This is a genomic window from Actinomycetota bacterium, assembly GCA_035759705.1.
GTDB lineage: Bacteria > Actinomycetota > CADDZG01 > JAHWKV01 > JAHWKV01 > JAJCYE01.
Map to the genome: position 1 here is coordinate 1 of DASTUJ010000153.1, position 18820 is coordinate 18820.

Here is an 18820-nt window from a genome sequence, read left to right on the forward strand (position 1 = left end):
CATTCCGACCACCCCCATCGTCGAGGCAAAGTAGGCGGCGATAAGATTCTCCTTGCCGCCGAGGCGCTCGAAGATCTCCCTCAGCTGCGGGTTGTCTCCTACGAGACTCCCGACTCCCTCGGCCAGCGAACCAAGGACCGCCCCCAGGCACGCCAGGCCAACTACCCACCCGGCGAGGGCGCCCCGATGGATCCGCCAGGCCAGGCTCAAAGCGGTGCTCAACGACCGGGCGGCGACGGGAGGTCCGGGACGGGAGGACAGCAGGCCTTCGCCGAGATCTCGCCTTTGCTGAAGCCTGAATGAGAGTCCGACGCAGGCAACCGCAAGCACCACCGGCAGGGCGAATACTTCCCAGCGCTCACCCGCAAAAGGTCGCACCTGCTGCGCCCACCCGATCGGGGAGAGCCAGGACATGAAGGACAGGCCGCCGGTGCCGGCGGAATCTCCCACCGCGCGGAACAAGAATGCGGCACCAAGAACTGCCCCCGCCAGCCCGTTCGCCGCCCGGGCGCTCTGGCTGAGCTGGGCGGTGACCGCTGCGATGGCCGCGAAGGTCCACCCGGCAGAGGTAAAGCCCAGTCCCAGAGCGAAAGAGCCGGCGGCGGGTTCGTCCAGGACGGTGAGAGCCGCCCCGAACGCTAGACCGATGAGGAGGCTAACCCCGAACGCCAGTCCCAGGGCCGCGGTTAGCGGAGCGAACCTGCCCACCCGCCCCGAGCCGACCAGCTCCAGCCTCCCGCTCTCCTCCTGGAGCCGGGTGTGGTGGGTGACGGTAAAGATTCCGAACAGGGCAACCATGACGGCCCCAAAGCCCCCGATTCTCCAGGCAGTCAGGCCGCCGATGGAGGACAGGTTGAAGCCCGGGCCGGTAAGAGCGATGAGCGCCGGAGTCCTCGCCAGGGTGGATGCCAGCGCCCGTCGCGACTCGACAGTCGGGTACAGGTCACGAAACGCCGACGCCGTGCCGTAGCCGATTGCCACCACTCCGGTCACCCAGGCGATGAGGCGGACCCGGTCGAGCCGGAGTGCCAGCCGGATCAGGGTGGGCGTTCCGACCAGGGGTCTCACCCGTCTTCCGGTTCGGATGACGAGTCCTGCTGGTAGTGCCGCAGAAACAACTCCTCGAGAGTCGCCGGCCGGGCGGAAAGGCTTTCCACGCCCAGGTCGCCCAGGGCGCGCAGCAGGTCGTCCAAAGCAGAGCTTTCCACCTCGCACTCGACCAACCGGCCGGAGACTCTGAGCCCGAAGACCCCTTTCAAAGACCGGAGTACATCGGGCGACTCCCGCACCTCAGCGACCACCGTCGTCCGGGTCAGGTGGCGCAGATCCGACAGAGATCCGGTCTCCACGGTCCGTCCGCGCCGGATGATGCTGACCCGGGGACACAGGGCCTCCACCTCGGCCAGGATGTGGCTGGACAGCAGGACGGTTCTGCCCTGTGCCGCCTCCTCCCGGATGCAGTCCCGAAACACCGACTCCATCAGCGGATCGAGCCCGGAGGTGGGTTCGTCGAGGAGCAGAAGCTCGACGTTGGAGGCCAGGGCCGATATCAGCGCCACCTTTTGGCGGTTGCCCTTCGAGTAGGCGCGGCCTTTCTTGGTGGGGTCGAGGTCGAACCGTTCGATCAGATCGTTCCGGCGGACCTGGTCTAAACCGCCGCGGAGCCTGCCGAGCAGGTCGATCACCTCGCCTCCGGAAAGCGTGGGCCAGAGGGTGACGTCGCCCGGGACGTACGCCAGACGGGAGTGAAGGGTGGTCGAGTCCTTCCACGGGTCCTTTCCCAGCAACACCGCCGTTCCGGAATCGGCCTTCATCAGGCCGAGCAGGATTCGCAGTGTGGTGGACTTTCCCGACCCGTTCGGGCCCAGGAACCCGTGAACCTCGCCCTCGGCTACCTGCAGATCGAGCCCGTCCAGGGCCCGGGTCCGGCCGAATGCCTTTCGGAGGCCGGATGTCTGGATCGCCGGCGTCATCCCGGGCTACTCCTGCGGCTCGGCCGGCCGTTGCCGGTTGCTGCTCAACAGCAGAAGGGCCCCCAGTGTGCCTGCGACCACGGAAGCAACAAGCACCCCGATCTTCGCTTCGTCGACCAGCTGGCTCTCCGTGAACGCAAGTCCGGCAATGAACAGCGAGACGGTAAAACCGATGCCGGCAACGGCGGACCCGCCGAGAATCACCCGCCAGGAAACCCCGGCGGGCAGCCGTCCAAGGTTCAGCTTGACCGCAATCCACGCAGCGCTCGATATGCCGACTATCTTGCCCAGCACCAGGCCGGCCGCGATCCCCAGGGCAACCGGCGAGCTCATAGCGTCGCCGAGCGTGTCCAGGCTCAGGCGTACTCCGGCGTTGGCGAGGGCGAACAGCGGGATGACCGCGTAGCTGGTCCACGGGTGAAGCAGATACTCCAGGCGCTCCGCAACCGAGACGACCTCGGTCGCCTGCAGGGACACCGCTCGCAGGGACTGGGCGTCCGGCTGCTCCTCGAGAAGCCCGGTTTCCCGGTAGACATCCTTGTACCCCCGGGGATCGGCCGGACGCGCCGGGGTGAGCAGGCCGAGGGCGACCCCGGCGATCGTCGCATGGATGCCCGACTCGAAGGTGGCAAACCAAACTCCGGCCCCGACCAGGACGTACAGGGGAGTCCAGGTCACCTTCAGCCGCCGAAGCACGACAATCCCGGCTAGAAGCACCAGGGCGCCGATCAGCCAGCCAAGCTGGAAGCCGTGCGAGTAGAAGACCGCGATGACCAGGATCGCTCCGATGTCGTCGACGATCGCAAGGCTCAACAAAAAGACCTTCAGCCCGGAGGGCACCCGGCTGCCCAGCAAGGCAAGCACGCCGACGGCGAAAGCGATGTCGGTGGCCATCGGTATTCCCCAGCCCGCCGAGCCCGGTCCGCCTGCGTTGAAAAGCAGGTAGACCGCAGCCGGAACCACCATGCCGCCCAGTGCGGCGATCGCCGGCAGAGCCGCCTTCCGGCGGTCGCTCAACTCGCCGAGAACGATCTCCCGCTTGATTTCGAGGCCGACGACGAAGAAGAACACGGCCATCAGGGCGTCGTTCACGAAATGCCTGAGGTCCTCGGTCAGCTCAAAGGCGCCCACCGATAGGCGCAACTCGGTCTGCCAGATCTTCTCGAAGCCTTCCGCGAGCGGCGAGTTGGCGAGCCCGAGGGCGGCAACCGTTGCGACGAGCAGAACGATGCCCCCGGCGGCTTCGGTGTGAAGGAAGGTGCGCAGCGGCCGTGCGATCCGCGCAAGAGTGCGGTCACTCGACAGGAAGGACTGCCTGGGGGGCTTTTTCGGGTGGGCCATAAATCTCCTTGATCGCGCCGATGAGGCGCCGACCAGGCTTCCCGGCTCACCAACTAGAGCATAGTCCCCCAGCGGAGGCGTGATCGCAGGGACCCAGGCGGGCACACGATCCCGCCGGGGTTAGACTTTGTCCGTGTCCACCCTGGCCTGCCATCGTTTTCGCCCCCTGCTGCTCCTCGGTTTCCTGCTGGGAATCGTTGTAACAGTTGCCGATGGGGATCTAACCGTCCCGACCGGGGGGCCCGTGGCCGCCGCAGCGGCGCTGGAAGCACAGATTTTGGGTCCACGCTCGGACGACACAAACCTTGGCCTCGGCCGTTTCGCGGTTCAGCTCGCCGGCCGGCGAGCCCCCTACGCTTCCGACTCCGTCACCGTTCATGGCGGCCCGTTTATGGTGTTTGCCTTCTTTGGGGCCGCTGTACTGCTGGTAGCCTGCGCAACGCGGTCGAACCCGAGACAACTCCTTCCCGACCTTCGAGGCTCTCCGGCCGCCCGACCGAGCTCATCCCGGGCTCGAGCAGTCTGTTCCGGGGTCTAGAGTCTGTTCTGAAGCACTCAAATCGTTTGGAGGAACCCACCGATGAACCGCCAGCTTTTGTGGCGCGGCCTGTTCGCCATCCTCGTGATCGCCGGCTCCGTGGCACTGGTCCTGACCCGCCCACCCCGACTGGGGCTCGACCTCAAGGGAGGCAGCCAGATCGTCCTGGAGACCGAGTCCACCGGCGGCCAAAGCGCCACCGACGACGCCGTGACCCGCACCGTCGAGGTGCTGAGGCGCCGGGTCGACCAGCTGGGCGTCTCCGAGTCCAGCCTCCAGCGCAGCGGCGACCAGCGGATCATCGTCGAGCTGCCCGGGGTCGAGGACCCGCAGCAGGCGGTCGACGTCATCGGCAAGACCGCCCAGCTGGAGTTCCACCCCGTGACCGGGGCGGCAGCGGCTCAGCCCGAACCGGAGGCCACGCCGAGCCCGGCCGCCGACGGCTCGATAGTCCTCAACGACGAGTTGGGCCGGTCGCTCAACCTCGGCCCGTCCCAGCTGAGCGGTGACGCCGTCCGCGGCGCCGACGCAATCCTGGACCCCAACGGCGCCTGGCAGGTCAGCATCGACTTCGAGCGGGCCGGCAGCGACAAGTGGGCCAGCCTGACCGGAACCGCCGCCTGCTCGCCCGACGGCGACCCCAAGCGCCTGGTGGCGATCGTCCTGGACAACAAGATCATCTCCGCCCCCCAGATCGACCCGAGCATCCCCTGCAACGAGGGAATCGACGGCGGGAGCACGGTCATCACCGGCAGCTTCGGCGAGGAGGAAGCCAAGGATCTGGCGTTGCTGATCCGGGCCGGCGCCCTCCCGGTGCCGGTGGAGATCGTCGAGCAGCGGACGGTCGGCCCGACGCTGGGCAAGGCGGCCATCGACGCCAGCACCCGGGCAGCGATCATCGGCGCCGCCCTGACCATCCTCTACATGATCTTTTACTACCGGGTGATCGGCGGCGCCGCAGCGATTGCGCTGGTGCTCTACGGGCTTATCTCGTTCGCAGTGCTGCTGGCGATCAACGCTACGCTTACCCTGCCCGGTATCGCCGGCTTCGTGCTGGCGATAGGTATGGCCGTCGACTCGAACGTGCTGGTGTTCGAACGAATACGGGAGGAGTACGTCGGCAAGAAGCGACCCCTGGCGGCGGTCAACCTCGGCTTCCGCAAGGCGCTCAGCGCCATCGGTGACTCCAACGCCACCACGGTCCTGGCGGCGGTCCTGCTGTTCTTCCTGGCATCGGGCGCGGTCCGAGGCTTCGGCGTCACGCTGACGGTCGGCGTGATCGTCTCAATCTTCACTGCTCTGGTGGTCACCCGGGTGCTGGTCGAGCTGCTGGTCAAGATCCCGGCGCTCCGCAAGCACCCTCGCCTCCTGGGTATCGAGTCCAAGCGGAAGCTGATGAACTGGCTGGAGGCCAAGCAGCCGAACGTAATAGGCCACAGCAAGATCTTCTTTGCAATCTCCCTGGTTGCGGTGGCGGCCGGCATCGGCGGCCTGCTGCTGAAAAACCTCAACTTCGGGCTGGAGTTCACCGGCGGCCGCTTGATCGAGTACGACACCGACCGGCCGGTGGACATCGAGGAGCTCCGCGAAGAGCTGGCCGGCATCGGGCTGCCCCGGGCCCTGGTCCAGGAGTCCGGTCAGGGCAATGTCAGCATCCGGACCGGCCAGGTGACCGAGGAGAAGGAAGCGGAGATCGAGGCCGTCACCACCAAGCTCGGCGGGTCTGTCGACAAGGAGCGGGACGAGTTCATCGGTCCGAGCATCGGCAACGAGCTTCGCCAGAAGGCCCTGATCGCGCTGGGGCTGGCTCTGCTCGCCCAGCTGGCCTACCTGGCGTTCCGGTTCCGTTGGAACTTCGGCCTGGCCGCAGTTCTGGCCATGTTCCACGACGTGTTGATCCTTATGGGCATCTTCGCCTGGCTGGGCAAGGAGATCGACGGCGTGTTCCTGGCGGCGTTGCTGACCGTAATCGGTTACTCCATCAACGACTCGGTGGTGGTGTTCGACCGCATCCGGGAGCGCCGGAGGGAGCGAACCAGCGAGAGCCTGGAGAAGGTCGCCAACGACGCCTGCCTGGAGACATTCCCCCGGACCATTAACACCGGTCTGGGTGCGTTCTTCATCCTGATCGCCCTTTACTTCCTCGGCGGCGAGAGCCTGCAGGACTTTGCCCTGGCGCTGATCATCGGTATCGCAGTCGGTACCTACAGCTCGGTGCTGACGGCGGCCCCGCTGTGCGTGATGCTCGACCGCTGGAAGCCGGCGCCCACGCCCATCCGCAAGACGGCCACCGGCAAAAAGCGGCCCACTTCCGGGTCGTCGCGCAGGCCGTCGTCCAGCCGGTCCCGCCGGTGAGCCGGCCGGGCCACTCCGGAGATGACTGAGGGGGCACTCGCATGAATCGATTGGTCCGGGAAGAGGAGCTGCCGGGTATCGGGCGGCGCTACAACGTCGAGGTCGACTACGGCGCAGTGCTGACGATAATCGTGCACAACAGCGGCCGGCGGGACCTCTACTTCTTCCCGCCGGACAGCGAGGTGCCGGTAACGGTAGCCATGAGCGACGAGCAGGCCAAGGTCGCCGGGTCGATCCTGACCGGCGGATTTTCGCCGCCCGAGGCGATCACTGAGGTCGAGAAGGTGGCGGGGGACCTCGCCATCGAGTGGTTCACGCTCAGCCCGGGGTCGCCGGGGACCGGGCAGAGCATCGAGGAGCTTCACATCCGTAGCGCCACCGGCATCAACGTGATGGCCATCCTTCGCGGGCACAACGTTATCCACGGGCCCCGTGATGCCGAGAGGTTCGAATCCGGCGACCGGCTGATAGTCGCCGGGCGCCACTCCAGCATGCCGGCCTTCCGGCGGCTGGTTGTCGGCGACTAGACGGGCGAACTAGGTGGGCGATGAGCTAATAGCCCTGGGAGGCGCCTTCCTCGTCGCGGGCCTGCTGGCGCGCATCGGAAGGCGGGTAGGGCTGCCCACAATCCCGTTCTTCATCCTCGCCGGCATCCTCACCGGCCCGAACACTCCCGGCTTCACCCTCATCCAAGAACCCGGCGCCCTCGAGCTGTTCGCGGCGGTCGGGCTGGTTCTCCTCCTGTTCCACCTGGGGCTCGAGTTCTCCCTGGGCGACCTGGTGACCGGCGGACGGTCGCTTGCTCTGGCCGGGGCGATCCAGATCGCGATCCGGGTCGGCGGGGGAATCCTGTTCGGCCTTGGCCTCGGCTGGGGAGTGCGAGAGGCGTTGGTCATCGGCGGGGCGGTCGGCATCTCCTCGTCGGCCATAGCCACCAAGCTGCTCGTGGAGCTCAGGCGCCTGGCCAATCCGGAGACCGGGTTGATCCTCGGGATCATCGTCGTGGAGGACGTCTTCGTGGCTCTCTACCTGGCCCTCCTCCAGCCGATCCTCGGCGGAGGAGAGGGCATAGGCGAGTCGGTGATCCTGTTCGCCCGGGCGTTCGCCTTTTTGATCGCTCTCGTGGCGGTAGCCCGGTTCGGCGCCCGGTGGGTGGGACGGCTGGTTCACTCCAACGACGACGAGCTGCTGACGATCCTGTTCATCGGCGTGGCGATCCTGGGCGCCGGGATGGCGGAGGAGCTCGGCGTGTCCGGCGCGATCGGAGCGTTCATGATCGGCATGATCCTGGCGGAAACCAACGTCAAGCACCGGGTGGAGAAGCTGGTGCTGCCCCTGCGTGACGCGTTCGCTGCGGTGTTCTTCTTTGCCTTCGGCCTGACCATCGACCCGGGAGACATTGGAACGATAGGGAGCACGGTTGCTTTTGCTGTGCTGCTCACCATCGTCCTGAACGTCCTGGCGGGTTCGTTGACCGCCCGCCTCTACCGCTTCAACCGCCTGGCCGCGGCCAACATCAGCCTCACCGTCCTCGGACGGGGGGAGTTCTCGCTGATCCTGGCGACCTTCGCCGCGGCGGCCGGGCTGGACCCGAGGATCGGTCCCTTCGTGGCGCTCTACGTCCTGGCGCTGGCCATCATGGGCCCCCTCTTCGCCTCCCGATCCGGCGTACTTGCCGCCTGGCTGCCGGCCGGGTTCTTCAAGGTCGGGGGCCCCCCGAGGGTGGCGAGAACCAGCGCCGACTCCGTTTTGGCGACCCGGCTGGCCGCCCGCCGGGCCGAGGACGACGACGCCCCCACTCTGGTGGGCCGGCTGGCCGACCGGTTGGGCCGGTCATGGGAGGACCTCAAAGGGAGGTGGAGCGGCGGCCAGAGCGGGACCGGGCGGCTGGCTCTCCCGCTGGCAATCTTCGCCGGCGTCGTGGCCCTCGGGATCCTCGGCTACCTTCTGAGCGGGTTCACGCTGGGCCAGTCGCTGTCGCTGGCATGGGCCGACGTCAGCCCGGCGGACCCCTTCGTCGAGCTGAGGGGCGGCCCCCGCTACCTCGCCCTGACCATCACCGCGCTGGGATCCATCGCCCTCCTGGCGGTTATCGTCACAGCCCTTAGCATTGCGTCCGAGGGCGGCCTGGGGCTCTCGTCTAGGAGGCGCCGAATGGAAGAACGAATCGAACGTCTGAGCGACCACTACATAGTCTGCGCCTACGGGCGGGTGGGCCGGGCGGCCGCCCGCGAGCTGGAGAAGGAGGGCGTTCCCTTCGTCGCGATCGACAACAAAGAGGACGTCGAGGCCCAGATGCGTAAGGACGGCGTCCTCTACATCGTCGGCGACCCGACGTCGGAGCCGGTTCTGCTGCAGGCGGGCATCGAGAAGGCCCGGGGCATCGTCTGCGCCGTGGACTCCGACGCCACCAACGTCTACGTCACCCTGACCGCCCGGTCGCTCAACCCCGACATCTACATCGTCGCCCGGGCCAGCTCTCCCGAGACCCCGGCGCGCCTGCAGCGAGCCGGCGCCAACCGGGTGATCTCGCCCTACCGTTCCAGCGGCCGGCAGATGGCCCTGCTGGTCCTCCGCCCCCGGGTGGTCGACTCGCTCGAGGTCCTGGGGCGCCGCCTCGAAGAGGTGGCCGTCGAGCCCGGGTCGCACCTGGTCGGCCAGACCGTGGCACTCGCCTGCGGAGCGGCGGTTCCTCTGTTGATACACAGGTCCGGCGGTGAGACGATCACCCACCCCGGCCCCGATGTGCTCGTGGAGGAGGGTGACCGGATCCTCGCCTGGGGCGCCGACGCCGATCTGAGGCCGATGGAAAGCTCTCGTTGAGCCTGCTGGAGGCGCTGGTCCTCGGCATCGTCCAGGGCCTGACCGAGTTTCTCCCCATATCGTCATCCGCCCACCTGGTGCTGGTCCCCGAGCTGCTGGGCTGGGAGCAGCCGAGCCTTCCCTACGTGGTGCTGCTCCACGCCGGCACCCTGCTGGCACTTCTGGTCTACTTCCGCAACGAGCTCATCGAGACACTGCGGGGCATGCTGCACCCCGGCCCTGCCCGGCGGTTCATCCTGCTTTTGATCGCCGGCACCCTGCCGGCGGCGATCATCGGAGTGGCGTTCGAGGAGCAGTTGGAGGACAGCTTCGGGGAGCCTTTTCAGGTGGCCCTGCAGCTGATTGCCACCGGCTTCATCCTGGTGGCCATCGAGGTGCTGATACGGCGCAGGCCCGCACCGGCCGAGGAGCCGGAGGACCTGACCGGCCTGGACGGCCTGGCCGGCCAGCTATCGCCCGCCAAAGCGGCTGCGGTGGGCGCTGCGCAGGCCTTCGCGATCGTCCCGGGCATCTCCCGCTCCGGTGCGACCATAGCGGCCGGCCTGCTCGCCGGCCTGTCCCGGGCGCAGGCGGCCCGGTTCTCGTTCCTGCTGTCGATCCCGATCTTGTTCGGGACCACGCTGTTCAAGGTGCCGGACCTGGCCGGCGAGAGCGTGGGCACGTCCGCCCTGGTGGTGGGGTTTGTCGCCTCCCTGGTCACCGGCTACCTCGCCATCGCCGGAACGATCAGCTTCCTCCAGCGCCGCGGGCTGTTGAGTTTTGCCGCCTACTGCATCCTGGCGGGCGCAGTTGCCGCCGTTCTCCTCAGGTGAGCAGCCGGAAAAAGGGCTTTAGGCTTCCGGCAATCTGCCGATAGTTAGGGCGTAGAAAGTTCCGGCAGAGTTCCGGCAAGGAATGATCCCCAAGTTTGGGGATCGCTCGAAGGGTAGCCCCCGCCTCCCGATAAAGCGATCCTTCGAAACCCGGTGCGGCAGCGCTCGCCTTGGTCCCCGCCCAGGCTGTAGCCCTGCCGCTTTCGGGCGTCCGGATGTGACGACTCCCCACTTTACGTGGCATTTGGTGCTTTAAAAGGCGCCCGTTCTGGGAACAATCCCTTCAGTCGAAATCACGGCTCAAGGAGGTTTTATGAACTGGCTCCAAACCATTCTGACGCTGGCGGCCAGCGGGCTGCTCGTCGGAGGTCTCGCCCGGATTCTCCTTCCCGGCAGGGAGACTATCGGAATCTTCGGGACCATTCTCGCCGGACTGGCCGGGTCCTTCATCGGAGGCCTGATCGTCACCTATCTTCTCGGCAACACGAACTTCTGGCTGACTCTGGCCGTCTCGGTTGCCTGCGCGGTTGTTTTCATCCTCCCGTTCCGGCTTTACATGGCCCAGGCCGTTGTCGTGCCCGGACCCGGCGTGCGCCGTGGATTCTGGGGCGCCCGCAGCGTCGACCCCGCGTACGACGCAGGCTACCGCCGGCCGTTCTGGAGCCGCCGCAGCGTCGACCCTGCGTACGACGCAGGCTACGACCCGGGCTACCGCCGGCCGTTCTGGAGCCGCCGCCGCACGCTTCTCTAGGCGGCTCCAAAGCCAAAAAAGGCGGGCTCCGAAAGGAGCCCGCTTTTTTTTCGCGAGACCGGGGCTTCGATTGGATTAGAAGGTTTGTGGGGAGTACACTGAAACGACGAAGGCTCGGTACTTTTGGAAAAGTTTCGCTGGTAGGAACCTCTGGACTTGCTTTCCAGCCTACCTCCAACTTTCAGCAAACCATGACCGGGCCTTCGGCGCGTCCGGCCTGAAGTTCGTGGGCCTAGTTGTCGGCGTCCCGCTCCAGACGGCGCTGCCGGCGTCGCTCCTCCCTGCTGTCCTCCAACAGATCTCGGGCGCTCGGAGGTTCCGGCTGGTTGTCCTGGAATATCGAGCAGAACGGAAAACACGGGGGGAAGTTCAGCTCGAAGTCGGGGACCCACTCGAACTCCTCCACGACCTGGGGCGGCGGGCGGTGGCTGATGACCTCGCCGGTGAGCTCGGGTTTGGTGAACTTGGTTGCGGGTTTGCCTTCCAGCGCCTTGTTCATGAAGTTCTTCCAGATCGTCGCAGGGAACGAACCTCCGGTTACCGACCTACCCCGAACCGAGCTCATAACCGGGATGTGCCCCTGGGGGTCGGGGGCGAATCCCATCCAGACGACAGCAGTGAGCTCGGGCGTGTAGCCGGCGAACCAGGCGTCCTGGAAGTTCTCGGTCGTGCCTGTCTTGCCGGCCGCCGGCTTGCCGATTTTGGCCCCGGTGCCGGTTCCCGACTGGATGTTCTGCTCCAACACGTAGTTGACGGTGTCGGCAACGTTGGGGTCCATGACCGCAGTGACCGCCGGCAGCCGTTCGGCCACCACCGCGCCGCCGGGCCTGGTGATCTTGGTGATGACCATCGGGGTGGGGCGCTTCCCCCGCTGGGCGAAGGTAGTGTAGGCGCCCGCCATCTCCAACGGGGTGACGTCCGAGGTCCCGAGGGCCAGGGCGCAGCCGGCGTCGGTCGGGGGGATTGCGATGCCGGTCTTCGCTGCAACCTCGATGAACTTCTGCGGGGCGACCACCTCGTCCATCATCCGGGCGTAGATGGTGTTCACGGAGTTCGTGGTCGCCTGGATCACGTCGAGGTATCCGTACCCCGCGTTGCTGTAGTTGGAGACCTTCCACGGCTCGGAGCCGTTGCGGCAGCGATCGGAGTTGATCGTGACGCTGGAGCTTCCGGAGAACGTCGAGTGGACCGATTTGCCCTCCTCCAGGAAGGCGGCCAGGGTGAAGGTCTTGAAGGCCGACCCTGCCGGCCGGCCCCCGCCTGTGCCGTTGACGTCCGCGGCGAAGTTGAAGCCCCGGGCCCGATCCAGCGAGTCGACGTCCCGCCCTCCGACCATCGCCCGGACCCGGCCCTGCGGGTCCATTGCCACCAGGGCGGCCTCGGGGTCGGTGGGACGGTTGAGCACCGTGCGAACCGCCGCCTCGGCGGCCTTCTGCATCCCGGGGTCGAGGGTGGTCTCGACCACCAGGCCCCCTCGCAGGATGTCCTCGTCGGTCATCTGGAACTCGGAACGGAGCAGGCGGCGCACGTACTCGACGAAGTAGCCGGCCTCCGCCGAGTCGACCTCCACCGACAGGCCCGGCTTGAACTGCGCGACCAGGTCCTCCGCCTTGGCCGCCCCCGCCACGTTGGGGGGCATGAGGTTGAGCCCAACCAGTTGGTCGATGACCTGGTTACGCAGAGCGAGCGCTTTCGCCGCATCCTCGTCGATCTGGTAGCGCTCGGGCGCCCGGATCAAGCCGGCCAGGTAAGCCGCCTGACCCGGCGTCACGTCGGCTGCGGAGACCTTGAAGTAGGTGCGAGCCGCCGCCTCGGCGCCGTACGCGCCCCGGCCGAAGTAGACGGTGTTGAGGTAGTGCTCCAGGATCTCGTCCTTGGACGACTGCCGCTCCAGCTTCACGGCCCAGAAGGCCTCTTTCAGCTTGCGGGTGAAGGTCCGGTCGGTCCCGATCGAGGGAAACGCATGGCGTACGTACTGCTGGGTGATGGTCGAGCCGCCCTGGACGATCTGGCCGCCCTCCCAGTTGGCCCTCGCCGCCCTGATCGTCCCCCGCAGGCTGAAGCCGGAGTGGTCGAAGAAGGTCCGGTCCTCCACGGAGACGACCGCAAGCTTTAAGTTGTGGGAGATCTGGCTGAGAGGGACCACCGTCCGGTTCTCCTCCCCGTGCAGGGTGCCGATGACCTCACCGTTGGAGGCGAGCACCCGTGAGGACTGGGCCGACGGCGGGATCTCGGGGATCGGCAGGCCGGCAAGCCAGATCAACACTCCTGCCCCGGCCGTTGCCAGGACTCCGAGGGACGCAAGCGCCCACTTGAACCGGGCCAAGTCGGCCACCCTGGGCCACCTGATGTCAACCACCGACACTCCGACCTTAGGTGTTAGTCGCCAGCGGGCGGGGGGTCCAGCGGCTCGGCGGGAACGGCTTCGGCCGGGGCCGGGGGTAGGAAGTCGGGCGACAGGGCCGCGATATCCCCAAGGGTCGCCGGGGCGGTCCCGCCGGGTCCCATCGCAAGGTTCGAGCCCCCCGCCGGTTTTAGGTCCGGGCTTACCCGGAGGCCCATGTTCCCAAGGGCCGAGAGCAGGTCCTCGTGCGCCTTCTTCTTTTGAAACTCGGCCATGGCGGCCTCCTGTTCGTGGTGGTTCAAGTGTATGCCCTGGGCCGTGCGCAATATAGTTCCGTAAGCGATCGTGGAGGGGCGTATGCGAGCAAGACTGATGTTGTGCCTGACGTTGCTGCTGGCCGTTGCATGCGGCCCCACCGAGGATCCGGAGCCGGAGCCGACATCGCCCGAACCGACGACCTCGGAACCGTCCCCCCAGGCCGAGACGGTCAAGATCTTTCTCGCCCGCCCGGGAGCCGGGGAGTGCGACGACGTGGTGGCGGTCGACCGGGAGGTCGGAGGCAGGCCGACACTCAGGACCGGCATGGAGCAGCTCTTGGCCGGCCCGACCGAACAGGAGATGGCGGAGGGCCTCGGAGGCTGGTTCTCCGAGTCGACCAAGGACATGCTGATCTCGGCCGAGCGTGAAGGCGACGTGGCCCGGGTCGACTTCAAGGACCTGCGGGAAGTGATCCCCAACGCCTCGTCGTCGTGCGGCAGCGCCGGCCTGCTGGCGCAGCTGGACTCCACCGCGAAGCAGTTCGGCGCCACCCAGACGCTGTACTCGATCAACGGGGACACCGACACCTTCTACAACTGGCTGCAGCTCAGCACACCCGAGGCATAACCCGGGAGACCGGGGCGGGAGAGTCCACATCCCACCCCGGGCGAGTTTTCCCGGTGGAACGGTGCCTAGTGCGGGTAGGACGCAGCGGCCTGGTTGACCCGCTCGACGCCGGCTACGAATGCGATGCCGGCGACCACGTGCATGGCGGACAGCACCAGCTTCGTGGAGACCGGTGAGTCGAGTGCCAGCGGGCTGATGAACGAGAGCAGCGTCAGTACGACGGCCGCCCCCTGAACCCACCTGAGACTCACCGATAGGCGTGCTGCCAGAGCGGCCGCTGCCGCGCCGAGCATCAACGGAACGACGGACATCAGCGACACCTGTACGATGCCGACCTCGACGATCCGCCCCTGCATGTCCGGGACGAAGAACTCCGCACCGGCCGCCTTGGCGGTGAGGAGGATGACGACGTTGACTACAGCCGTCGCCAGAGCCGCCACCGCGCCGACCTTCCATATCTGGCTCCCGGCCACGCGGTCTGCAGCTGCGGGTACCTCGTGGTCTGCGACCCTGCTTGCCATAGTTGACCCCCTCAAAGGTTTTCCACCTCAACGAATAAAAACATGATGCGCCCGATAGTTGAGACTGTCAAGTATCGAGGATGTAGAGTAATCTGGAGGCATGGCAAAGCGGAACGACGACGCTCACGACATCGCCGGTCTCCTGTTCTGGGTGACCGAGCAGGCCCGCATGGGCTGCGACCGGGCCGCCGAGGAGAACGACATGACGGGCGCCCAGGTTCGTGCTCTGCTCAGCCTGGACGAGCCCTCCCCGATGAGCAGCCTGGCCGGCCACATGGGTTGCGACGCATCGAACGTCACCGGCATAGCCGACCGGCTCGAGGCCAGGGGCCTGATCCGCAGGGAGACCGGGACCGACCGGCGCATCAAGCTGCTGGCGCTGACCCCCGAGGGGGAGAAGGTGCGCGATCAGGTCAGGAAGCGGTTGTCGGAGACCTCACCGGCCGGCAGCCTTTCCGATGCCGAGCGGCGGACGCTGAAAGAGCTGCTGGTAAAGATGTCCGAGTCCAAGGAACAGCCCACCCCTGATCATCAGCCGGGCTAGCACGTCCGGCCGGTTACTCTTAAGAGAGCAAAGGCCGCACGGGCCATTAAATTCGCAGCACAACTAGGATCTATGCAGAGGGAGGCCGACAGGCGCTCCGGGAAGGACTGACATGGGTACCGAAGACGAAAGCATCGAAGAGGAAGAGGACGAATTCGACCCCAACGATCCGTTCGGCATCAACAAGCCCCAAAAGCCCCGCGCCGGGAGGAAGATGACGCTGGGCCAGATGGCCAGGGAAAACGCCGTCGTGCGTCGCAAGAGCGGCACCACCGCGGATGGTCGCGAGGCGGTTGACCCCTTCGTAGTCGGTTACGGCAAGCTTGACGACGACAGGGTCGACGAAGAAAGGACCGGCTTCCGGCCGGGATCGTTCTACCGCCCCTTTAACTAAGTCCCCTGATGGGGGCCGGCGCCGGATTTCCGGTGACCGGCCCCCTTTTTTGTTCCAAAAATATGTTTGCCCCGCGGCGGTCGTGGGTACGAAGCCCGGGAGCGTGTTTAACCACTTTCCCTCAACGCACCCTGTGTTGACAGCGCTCGCCTGGACCCTGCAGGGAAGGAGCGAGTATGCCCGCGACGAGCAAGAAATATGACGCGGCGATGATGGCCTGGTACCGAGCCAAGAAGTTCGGGGTAGCCCGCCCGCATTTCGAGGGGAACATCCCAACCTTTGCCGGAGCCACCGGCCTTTCCGCAGACGGCAGCCCACAGGGCGCTCGCACCGTCTAGTCGAGCGCAGCCCCGCCCGAATACCTCTGCCCTAAGAGAGTTCAACCCGAGTTACTTGATAGCTTAGTTTGTCGCGTACAATTGACGTATGGAAACCGACTTTGTCGACGATGCCGTTGAGGGTTGGGCCAAGCAGGTTCCGAAGATCGAAACCTCCGCCTTGGAGATCACCGGCCGCCTCGATCGCATCGCCCGCCACCTGGACCGCAGGGCCACCGAGGCCATGACCGACTCAGGCCTCAGCTGCCGCGATCTCGAGGTCCTAGGAGCGTTGCGCCGGTCCGGCTGCGGCCTGCCCGCCGGGCAGCTCGCCCGGGCGGCGATGTTGACCTCGGGCGGGATGACCGGACAGGCCGACCGGCTTGCCAGCGCAGGCCTGATCGTCCGGCGCCCGGACCCCGACGACCGGCGGACCGTCCTGGTCAGTCTCACGCCCGCGGGCCGGGGAGCTGCCGAGAGCGCGCTCACGGCCTACCTTGGGGCCGGGGAGCAGGCTCTATCGGTTCTCAGTGATGACGAGCAGGAGACGCTGGCCGAGCTGCTACGCAAACTTCTGGTCGGCCTGGAGGGCCCTGCGAAGAAGCCCGAAGTCACTCGGGAGCAGGCCAAGCCCGCCAGGGCCAAAGAACAAAAGAGCCGATTCCAGGCGGAGTAGTTACCGGTTGCACAAAAAAGGCCGCCCTCGGGCGGCCTTTTGATCAGAAGGGTTTTAGGCTGCGACGGCAACCCGGTTCGTCCGGCGAGCCCTGGAGGACTCGATGCCGGCGGCTCCCACGCACGGGGAGAGCGAGCGGCGACCGGCCACGGGTGCTGAGACCACCGTCGGGACCTCGAAACCCTGAGACTTTGCGGACTGCTCACGCATCGTCTGAAGCGCCCGGAGGTACGTCACCCGGGGCAGACGGTAGAAGTTACCGACTCGCCGTGCGCCGTTGAGCCCGTTGAGACCGAGAGTCTGTGCCCACGCCCGGTCGACCATCACGGTGGAACTCCTCGGGGAGAGGTAGGTGGTGCTGTCCATTTGGTGCCTCCTTCGGTTCTGCATTTTTCAAATCTTCACTACTATTAACTTAGTAGCAAGATACTTTATTCCCAGTGACCTGAGGGGCGGCGGGAAGGGAGGAGACGTTGTGGGAGGGGCCCGATGAACGGAGGCCCGGCCGGGTACCGGGGCTTAACCCTTCTCCACCCGGCCGGACCCGCTCGCGCTCTGTTCGACCTGCGGGTCGCCGAGGTACTCGAGGTCTCCCGACCCGCTGAGTTCCGCCTCGAGGCGATCTGACACCGCCACTACTGCGTCGCCGCTTCCGCTGAGCACTGCGGTCACCGTCTCGGCCCGTAGAGCTGAGCCTTCGAAGTTGCCGGATCCGTTCAGGGTGAGGGTCAGCCGGCCGGTGTCTCCCGCCATCTCGATGTCCGTGGACCCGTCGTTTTCGACGGTCAGGGCCCCCCCGGAGATGCCGGTCGCATCGATCGTCCCGCCGCCGGCGGCCCTCAACTCCCTCAGATCGCCGACCTTCACCCGGTAGATAATGGCACCTGCGGCGTTCGGAGCGGTCCCGGCCTCCATCCCCACGGTGAGCCGTCCGCCTGCGACGTCCGTACGGATCAGCGGACGAAGGCCCGCGGGCGCCTCGACGGTCACCGACTCCTCGGAGCCGGTCTGCTCGAGAATCAGCGTCCCCGGCCCCAGGAAGTCCACCGAGTTGACCCCGCTGATCGCCCCGGGTTCGCTCCCCGCTCCGGGTTCCGGCTGCTCGGCGGTTGCCGATTGGGTCGGCGTTGCGGCCGGCGGCGGGTCGTCGTCCCCGGCGGAGACCACCCCGACAATCAGCGCCAGCAGGACGACCGCGCCGGCGGCGGCCCACCAAACGCGGCGATCGGGGACCTTCCGGCGAACAGAAGGGAGGACCTCGGTGCCGCCCGGAGATTCCTTCGGAGCCACTATCGTGTCGCCCTCGCCGCCGGGCGCAGCGGTGCCGCCGAGCGCATCGATCATCTCCTCCGCCGAGCGGAACCTCTCCTCGGGCAGCCGGCGTGTGGCCCTGTCGATGGCGGACGCCAGACCGGGTTCTACGTTGGGAAGCCGGGACCGGACCGAAGGCGTCGGGTCGTCGTTGATCGCCCGGATCAGGCCGAGCGGCGTGTCGGCCTGGAAGGGCCGTTCACCGGTAAGGGCCTCGTAACCGACGATGCCGGTGGAGTACATGTCGCTCTCCGGGCCGGCGGGCAGACCGTTCAGGCGTTCGGGCGCAAGGTAGGTGGCGGTGCCGATGAAGTGCCCGGTCTGGGTGAGGTCCTGCCCGGCGATCTTGGCGATCCCGAAGTCGGCAAGCTTGGCCGTGCCGTCCTCGGTGATCAGGACGTTGGCAGGCTTGACGTCCCGGTGAAGGACCCCGTTGCGGTGGGCGAACGCAAGCGCTTCGAGCATGTCCAGCAGCACCGCCCGGACCCGGTCCTCGGACAGCGGCCCGGCGGCCATCTCGTCGGCCAGAGTCCTGCCGGGAAGGCGCTCCATGACGATGAAGGGGGTGCCGTCGTGTTCGCCGGTGTCGAAGATCCGCACGACCTTCGGGTTGGTCAGCCGGGCCGCGGCCCGGGCCTCGGACTCGAAGCGGGTTCGGATCTCCGGCTGCGAGGCCAGCTGGGAGTTGAGGAGCTTGACCGCAACGGGCCGGTCGAGGCGCAGGTCCCAGCCGTCGTAAACCTCTCCCATGCCCCCCCGGCCGAGCAGCCCCCGAAGCTCGTAGCGGTTTGCGAGGCACACCGGCTCGGCCATCAACCCATCCTAAGTGCCGGGTTCGGCTCCCGGACCGGCCGGCGGAGGCTCGGGCGACTCAAACGGGAAGCCGTCCGGGGTCTGGATCACATCCGGGGTCGGCGACGGCTCCGGCGGGGGGGAGGAAGTCACCTCCGGCCTCGCCGGCTCCGGCGGAGCAGCCGGAACGGGGTCGGGCTCGGCGGCCTGGGATTGGGTGGGGCGGGCGGTGACTGGAGATTTCGTGCGAGCCGGCTGGGGCCTCGGTGAGACCGTGGGGACCACGAAGGGGGTGGGCGCAAGACTCTCGGTGCCGGTGAAGGCCTTGAGGACGGTCCGGGCGACCAGCCGGTTGCCGGCGCCGTTGAGGTGGAGGCCGTCGACCGTCAGAGCCCCGCTTCGTTTCGAAAGGCGTTTGTTTTCCGCCAGGTACCGGGTGAACT

Annotated in this window: 19 protein-coding genes; 10 read left to right on the top strand and 9 right to left on the bottom strand. The window is 66.9% G+C overall.

Annotated elements, in window-relative coordinates; genetic code table 11:
• From VFV09_10580 to nhaA, 3 genes are all read right to left on the bottom strand, one after another.
• Window positions 1-1068, bottom strand: a 1068-nt coding sequence (locus VFV09_10580) for an ABC transporter permease (GenBank protein HEU4868159.1), incomplete at its 3' end; no start/stop codon positions are given.
• The gene (locus VFV09_10585) at window positions 1065-1973 is read right to left on the bottom strand and encodes an ABC transporter ATP-binding protein (protein HEU4868160.1); all 909 of its coding nucleotides are present in this window, start codon (window positions 1971-1973) and stop codon (window positions 1065-1067) included. The genes VFV09_10585 and VFV09_10580, both read right to left, overlap by 4 nt.
• Before the next feature lie 6 nt (window positions 1974-1979).
• On the bottom strand, window positions 1980-3314 hold the full coding sequence (nhaA, locus tag VFV09_10590) for a Na+/H+ antiporter NhaA (protein ID HEU4868161.1): 1335 nt from the start codon (window positions 3312-3314) through the stop codon (window positions 1980-1982).
• Between the two features lie 580 nt (window positions 3315-3894).
• Here nhaA and secD point away from each other — a divergent pair.
• The 5 genes from secD (at window position 3895) to VFV09_10615 (ending at window position 10593) form a co-directional block, all read left to right on the top strand.
• Window positions 3895-6207, top strand: a complete 2313-nt coding sequence (secD, locus tag VFV09_10595; protein ID HEU4868162.1) for a protein translocase subunit SecD — start codon at window positions 3895-3897, stop codon at window positions 6205-6207.
• Window positions 6208-6248: 41 nt separating this feature from the next.
• On the top strand, window positions 6249-6734 hold the full coding sequence (locus tag VFV09_10600) for a TrkA C-terminal domain-containing protein (GenBank protein HEU4868163.1): 486 nt from the start codon (window positions 6249-6251) through the stop codon (window positions 6732-6734).
• Window positions 6735-6747: 13 nt separating this feature from the next.
• Complete coding sequence (locus VFV09_10605) at window positions 6748-9030, top strand: cation:proton antiporter (protein HEU4868164.1); 2283 nt, start codon at window positions 6748-6750, stop codon at window positions 9028-9030.
• Window positions 9027-9842 (top strand): undecaprenyl-diphosphate phosphatase, encoded by an 816-nt coding sequence (locus VFV09_10610; protein ID HEU4868165.1) that lies wholly within the window; start codon window positions 9027-9029, stop codon window positions 9840-9842. Before VFV09_10605 ends, VFV09_10610 begins: the two co-directional genes overlap by 4 nt.
• A 313-nt stretch (window positions 9843-10155) precedes the next feature.
• The gene (locus tag VFV09_10615) at window positions 10156-10593 is read left to right on the top strand and encodes a hypothetical protein (GenBank protein ID HEU4868166.1); all 438 of its coding nucleotides are present in this window, start codon (window positions 10156-10158) and stop codon (window positions 10591-10593) included.
• A 232-nt stretch (window positions 10594-10825) separates the two neighbouring features.
• On the opposite strand, the gene VFV09_10620 is transcribed toward VFV09_10615, so the two are convergent.
• Window positions 10826-12928 carry a transglycosylase domain-containing protein gene (locus tag VFV09_10620; GenBank protein ID HEU4868167.1) on the bottom strand — a complete coding sequence of 701 codons (2103 nt, stop codon included), beginning with the start codon at window positions 12926-12928 and terminating at the stop codon, window positions 10826-10828.
• A 44-nt stretch (window positions 12929-12972) separates the two neighbouring features.
• Window positions 12973-13212 (bottom strand): hypothetical protein, encoded by a 240-nt coding sequence (locus tag VFV09_10625; protein HEU4868168.1) that lies wholly within the window; start codon window positions 13210-13212, stop codon window positions 12973-12975.
• A gap of 82 nt (window positions 13213-13294) precedes the next feature.
• Here VFV09_10625 and VFV09_10630 point away from each other — a divergent pair, with 82 nt between their 5' ends.
• Window positions 13295-13822, top strand: a complete 528-nt coding sequence (locus VFV09_10630; protein ID HEU4868169.1) for a hypothetical protein — start codon at window positions 13295-13297, stop codon at window positions 13820-13822.
• A 65-nt stretch (window positions 13823-13887) separates the two neighbouring features.
• On the opposite strand, the gene VFV09_10635 is transcribed toward VFV09_10630, so the two are convergent.
• Window positions 13888-14343: a DUF6069 family protein gene (locus VFV09_10635; protein HEU4868170.1), complete on the bottom strand. Its 456-nt coding sequence runs from the start codon at window positions 14341-14343 to the stop codon at window positions 13888-13890.
• 100 nt (window positions 14344-14443) lie between these two features.
• Here VFV09_10635 and VFV09_10640 point away from each other — a divergent pair, with 100 nt between their 5' ends.
• The 4 genes from VFV09_10640 (at window position 14444) to VFV09_10655 (ending at window position 16274) form a co-directional block, all read left to right on the top strand.
• A complete protein-coding gene (locus VFV09_10640; GenBank protein ID HEU4868171.1) occupies window positions 14444-14887 on the top strand; it encodes a MarR family transcriptional regulator in 444 nt (147 codons plus the stop codon).
• Between the two features lie 112 nt (window positions 14888-14999).
• Window positions 15000-15281 carry a hypothetical protein gene (locus tag VFV09_10645; protein ID HEU4868172.1) on the top strand — a complete coding sequence of 94 codons (282 nt, stop codon included), beginning with the start codon at window positions 15000-15002 and terminating at the stop codon, window positions 15279-15281.
• A gap of 176 nt (window positions 15282-15457) precedes the next feature.
• Window positions 15458-15619 carry a hypothetical protein gene (locus tag VFV09_10650; protein HEU4868173.1) on the top strand — a complete coding sequence of 54 codons (162 nt, stop codon included), beginning with the start codon at window positions 15458-15460 and terminating at the stop codon, window positions 15617-15619.
• An 88-nt stretch (window positions 15620-15707) separates the two neighbouring features.
• A complete protein-coding gene (locus VFV09_10655) occupies window positions 15708-16274 on the top strand; it encodes a MarR family transcriptional regulator (protein ID HEU4868174.1) in 567 nt (188 codons plus the stop codon).
• Window positions 16275-16328: 54 nt separating this feature from the next.
• Here VFV09_10655 and VFV09_10660 read toward each other — a convergent pair whose 3' ends face one another.
• The 3 genes from VFV09_10660 to VFV09_10670 all read right to left on the bottom strand — a co-directional run.
• A complete protein-coding gene (locus VFV09_10660; protein ID HEU4868175.1) occupies window positions 16329-16640 on the bottom strand; it encodes a hypothetical protein in 312 nt (103 codons plus the stop codon).
• Between the two features lie 153 nt (window positions 16641-16793).
• A complete protein-coding gene (locus VFV09_10665) occupies window positions 16794-18398 on the bottom strand; it encodes a DUF2807 domain-containing protein (protein ID HEU4868176.1) in 1605 nt (534 codons plus the stop codon).
• A 9-nt stretch (window positions 18399-18407) separates the two neighbouring features.
• On the bottom strand, window positions 18408-18820 hold a 413-nt coding region (locus VFV09_10670; GenBank protein HEU4868177.1), incomplete at its 5' end, for a hypothetical protein.